Source organism: Shigella sp. FJ200513 (assembly GCF_040495915.1).
In the GTDB taxonomy this organism is placed as follows: Bacteria; Pseudomonadota; Gammaproteobacteria; order Enterobacterales; family Enterobacteriaceae; genus ECMA0423.
Map to the genome: position 1 here is coordinate 1 of NZ_JBDYCV010000181.1, position 4,135 is coordinate 4,135.

Consider the following 4,135-nt stretch of genomic DNA (forward strand, 5'->3'; position numbering starts at 1 on the left):
TTTTCTGCTCATTATTAGCTCCTTCTGATGCCATTCTATTTCAGGAAGGAGTGTCCGTTAAACTCAGGCTACCTCATCCGTCTGGGTGGGGAGATGGATAAAGATATGATCGCCATTCGAATCGGGCCAGATATACCAATGGCTATTGTTGGCTCACCGGATTATTTTTCTCGTCGAAGTGCTCCAACGTCAGTGTCACAATTAATAGATCATCAGGCAATTAATTTGTATCTTCCCACATCGGGTACAGCAAATCGCTGGAGATTAATACGCGGTGGACGTGAAGTTCGTGTTCGCATGGAAGGTCAGCTTTTACTGAATACGATAGACCTGATCATTGATGCTGCAATTGATGGGCATGGATTGGCGTATCTACCTTATGATCAGGTTGAGCGGGCTATTAAAGAAAAAAAACTGATACGTGTTTTGGATAAATTCACTCCAGATTTACCCGGTTATCACCTGTACTATCCACACCGTCGACATGCTGGCTCGGCATTCTCATTATTTATAGATAGGCTGAAGTATAAAGGTGCTGTTTAGCACTACTTGCTGATACATTAATTTAATTCTTCTCTTAACGTATTCTCAGTTCCTTTCAACGTTTTGGTTATTTTTTATTCTTCGTACAATGGCGACAGATGCTGATTATGATACCGAAAACTGGTTTGAACGTGCGAAGCCCGAACGTAGTGTTCGGTGTTCTATGTGCTTTGCCACATTTTGGCGTCTATTATTTACACTAAATCTGATTTGATATATTGATACTTAAAACATTTGATGCTTCCTTTGTCACTTTTTTGATGGAAGTTGTTTGCATTTCTTTAAGGCGAAACAAATAATTACGCATCAATTTTAATGTCGGTTAGAGGGAAACTTATGAAGCACTCTGTTTCAGTTACGTGTTGTGCGCTGTTGGTCAGCAGCATTTCTCTTTCGTATGCTGCAGAAGTTCCGAGCGGCACAGTACTGGCAGAGAAGCAGGAGCTGGTGCGCCACATTAAAGATGAGCCTGCGTCGCTGGATCCCGCTAAAGCCGTGGGCCTGCCAGAGATTCAGGTCATTCGCGATCTGTTTGAAGGTCTGGTGAATCAGAACGAAAAAGGGGAGATTGTCCCCGGCGTCGCGACTCAATGGAAAAGTAATGACAACCGTATCTGGACTTTTACCCTGCGCGATAACGCAAAATGGGCGGATGGCACACCGGTAACGGCGCAAGATTTTGTCTACAGCTGGCAACGTCTGGTGGACCCAAAAACATTGTCGCCATTTGCATGGTTTGCCGCGCTGGCGGGAATCAACAACGCACAGGCGATTATTGATGGTAAAGCTACGCCTGATCAGCTTGGCGTCACCGCAGTTGATGCCCATACTTTGAAAATTCAGCTTGATAAACCGTTGCCGTGGTTTGTGAATTTAACCGCTAACTTTGCCTTCTTCCCGGTGCAAAAAGCCAACGTAGAAAGCGGTAAAGAGTGGACGAAACCCGGAAATCTGATCGGCAATGGCGCTTATGTTCTTAAAGAGCGCGTAGTCAATGAAAAACTGGTCGTGGTACCGAATACCCATTATTGGGATAACGCCAAAACGGTGCTGCAAAAAGTGACCTTCCTGCCAATTAATCAGGAATCCGCAGCCACTAAGCGTTACCTCGCGGGGGATATTGATATCACCGAATCCTTCCCGAAAAATATGTATCAGAAGCTGTTGAAGGATATTCCGGGGCAGGTTTATACGCCACCGCAGCTCGGGACCTATTATTATGCCTTTAACACGCAAAAAGGGCCGACGGCAGATCAGCGCGTTCGCCTGGCATTAAGTATGACGATAGATCGCCGCCTGATGACCGAAAAAGTGTTGGGGACGGGCGAAAAGCCAGCGTGGCATTTTATACCAGATGTTACCGCCGGATTTACGCCGGAACCTTCGCCGTTTGAACAAATGAGTCAGGAAGAACTGAATGCGCAGGCAAAAACTTTGTTGAGCGCAGCTGGTTATGGTCCGCAAAAACCGCTGAAGCTGACGCTTTTGTATAACACTTCAGAAAACCATCAAAAAATTGCGATTGCTGTAGCATCGATGTGGAAAAAGAACCTTGGCGTAGATGTTAAATTGCAAAATCAGGAATGGAAAACCTATATCGATAGCCGTAACACCGGCAATTTTGATGTTATCCGCGCCTCATGGGTGGGGGATTATAATGAACCCTCCACTTTCCTGACATTATTAACGTCAATGCATTCAGGAAATATTTCACGCTTTAACAATCCGGCATACGACAAAGTTCTGGCCCAGGCATCGACGGAAAATACCGTTAAAGCGCGTAATGCCGATTACAACGCGGCAGAAAAAATCCTCATGGAGCAAGCACCGATTGCACCAATTTATCAATATACCAATGGACGATTAATCAAACCGTGGCTGAAAGGTTATCCCATTAATAACCCTGAAGATGTAGCGTACAGTCGGACTATGTATATTGTGAAGCATTGATGTGATGGGAACTGGCGTTACCCTTGTGGATAACGCCAGTGATGTCTGATTTAGCGCCCCTGTTCCGGCGGTGTAATGTTATCCATATACAGCGTCTGGCTGGGGAAGGCAAAGTCCGCGCCGTGTGACTGTACAATATCGATAATCTTCAAATAAACGTCTTGCTGTGCAGCAAGCCACTCAGCCCATACCGTGGTTTTGGTAAAGCAATAAACCATAATATTCAATGACGAGTCAGCAAACTGGTTGAAATAAACCAGTAAGGTTTGTCGCTGGTCGATGGCCGGGTGATTTTTCAGCATCTCACGTACGGCTTCGACAATAACGCCCACTTTTGCCGCATCCTCATAACGTAAACCAATGGTCGTGGTAATGCGGCGGTTGGTCATTCGTCCTGGGTTTTCTACGCTGATCGACGAAAACAGCGAGTTCGGTACGTACAATGGACGATTATCAAAGGTCGTAATTTTGGTAATTCGCCAGCCAATTTCCGCTACTGTACCTTCGATATTTCTGTCCGGTGAACGGATCCAGTCGCCAATACTGAAAGGACGGTCGAAATAGAGCATGATCCCGGAAAAGAAATTACTCAGAATATCTTTACCGGCCATACCGACAGCCAGACCACCAATACCACCAAAGGTCAGCAAGCCAGAAAGGCTCATGCCGAAATGTTCGCCATAAAGCAGAACAAGCACTACAATAATGGTGATTTTGATAATGCGCGACATAATCCGCGCACTGGTGATATCGCGACCTTTTTTAATCTGCTGTTTTTCAAACTGATTAATCAGCAGAAATAGCTTAATCGTCAGAATAACCGCAATCAGGGACGTACAGATAAAATCGATAACGCCTGGGGTGATAAATTTGAGTTTATAGTTTTCTATAACATAATTACTGATGCTACCAACAGCACTGATAATTATGGTGTAGATTAAAAATTGCACCGCATGGAATAAAAATCCTTTTCTTTTACGATTTCCACGGCGAAACCAAAAGCTCATCAGAATCAATGCTGCGCAGCTACCGAAAATAATGACCAGATTAAGCGCATTATTTGTAAACAGTTCAGCGATCATTGTTTTATCAGGCTCCTCCAGATAATTGTCGTCATGCCGGAAACCCCTGGCGGGGTGAAGTGGCACACTGAATTTGGCCACCTGAACAGAGGTGATATGCTCACCTCAGAACAACACAGGTGCTCCAATGAAAAAAAGAAATTTTAGCGCAGAGTTTAAACGCGAATCCGCTCAACTGGTTGTTGACCAGAAATACACGGTGGCAGATGCCGCCAAAGCTATGGATGTTGGCCTTTCCACAATGACAAGATGGGTCAAACAACTGCGTGATGAGCGTCAGGGCAAAACACCAAAAGCCTCCCCCATTACCCCGGAACAAATTGAAATCCGTGAGCTCAGGAAAAAGCTACAACGCATTGAAATGGAGAATGAAATATTAAAAAAGGCTACCGCGCTCTTGATGTCAGACTCCCTGAACAGTTCTCGATAATCGGGAAACTCAGAGCGCATTATCCTGTGGTCACACTCTGCCATGTGTTCGGGGTTCATCGATAGGAATTAAAACCCCAAAAAGATTAAAAAAACACCACAAAACGGATGTTTCTTCAACACCACTTTTG

At 44.9% G+C, this 4,135-nt stretch carries 2 protein-coding genes and 3 pseudogenes; 4 read left to right on the forward strand and 1 reads right to left on the reverse strand.

The window, feature by feature from the left end:
* Positions 1-75: 75 nt before the first annotated feature.
* The 3 genes and pseudogenes from pgrR to mppA all read left to right on the forward strand — a co-directional run.
* Positions 76-543 (forward strand): annotated as a pseudogene (pgrR, locus tag ABZJ92_RS20830) (DNA-binding transcriptional regulator PgrR); the annotation flags it as partial.
* A 97-nt stretch (positions 544-640) separates the two neighbouring features.
* Positions 641-715: pseudogene (locus ABZJ92_RS22560) on the forward strand (epoxyqueuosine reductase QueH); the annotation flags it as partial.
* 164 nt (positions 716-879) lie between these two features.
* Complete coding sequence (mppA, locus tag ABZJ92_RS20835; RefSeq protein WP_000683016.1) at positions 880-2,493, forward strand: murein tripeptide ABC transporter substrate-binding protein MppA; 1,614 nt, start codon at positions 880-882, stop codon at positions 2,491-2,493.
* A 50-nt stretch (positions 2,494-2,543) separates the two neighbouring features.
* Here the strand turns inward: mppA and ynaI are convergent, their stop codons facing one another.
* Positions 2,544-3,575 (reverse strand): low conductance mechanosensitive channel YnaI, encoded by a 1,032-nt coding sequence (gene ynaI, locus ABZJ92_RS20840; RefSeq protein ID WP_000559908.1) that lies wholly within the window; start codon positions 3,573-3,575, stop codon positions 2,544-2,546.
* A 127-nt stretch (positions 3,576-3,702) separates the two neighbouring features.
* Here ynaI and ABZJ92_RS20845 point away from each other — a divergent pair.
* Positions 3,703-4,067 (forward strand): annotated as a pseudogene (locus tag ABZJ92_RS20845) (transposase); the annotation flags it as partial.
* Positions 4,068-4,135: the final 68 nt, after the last annotated feature.

Excerpts from the sequence above, each read along its gene's own strand:
- mppA (WP_000683016.1), top strand. The coding sequence starts at position 880 with ATGAAGCACTCTGTTTCAGTTACGTGTTGTGCGCTGTTGGTCAGCAGC.
- ynaI (WP_000559908.1), bottom strand. The coding sequence starts at position 3,575 with ATGATCGCTGAACTGTTTACAAATAATGCGCTTAATCTGGTCATTATT.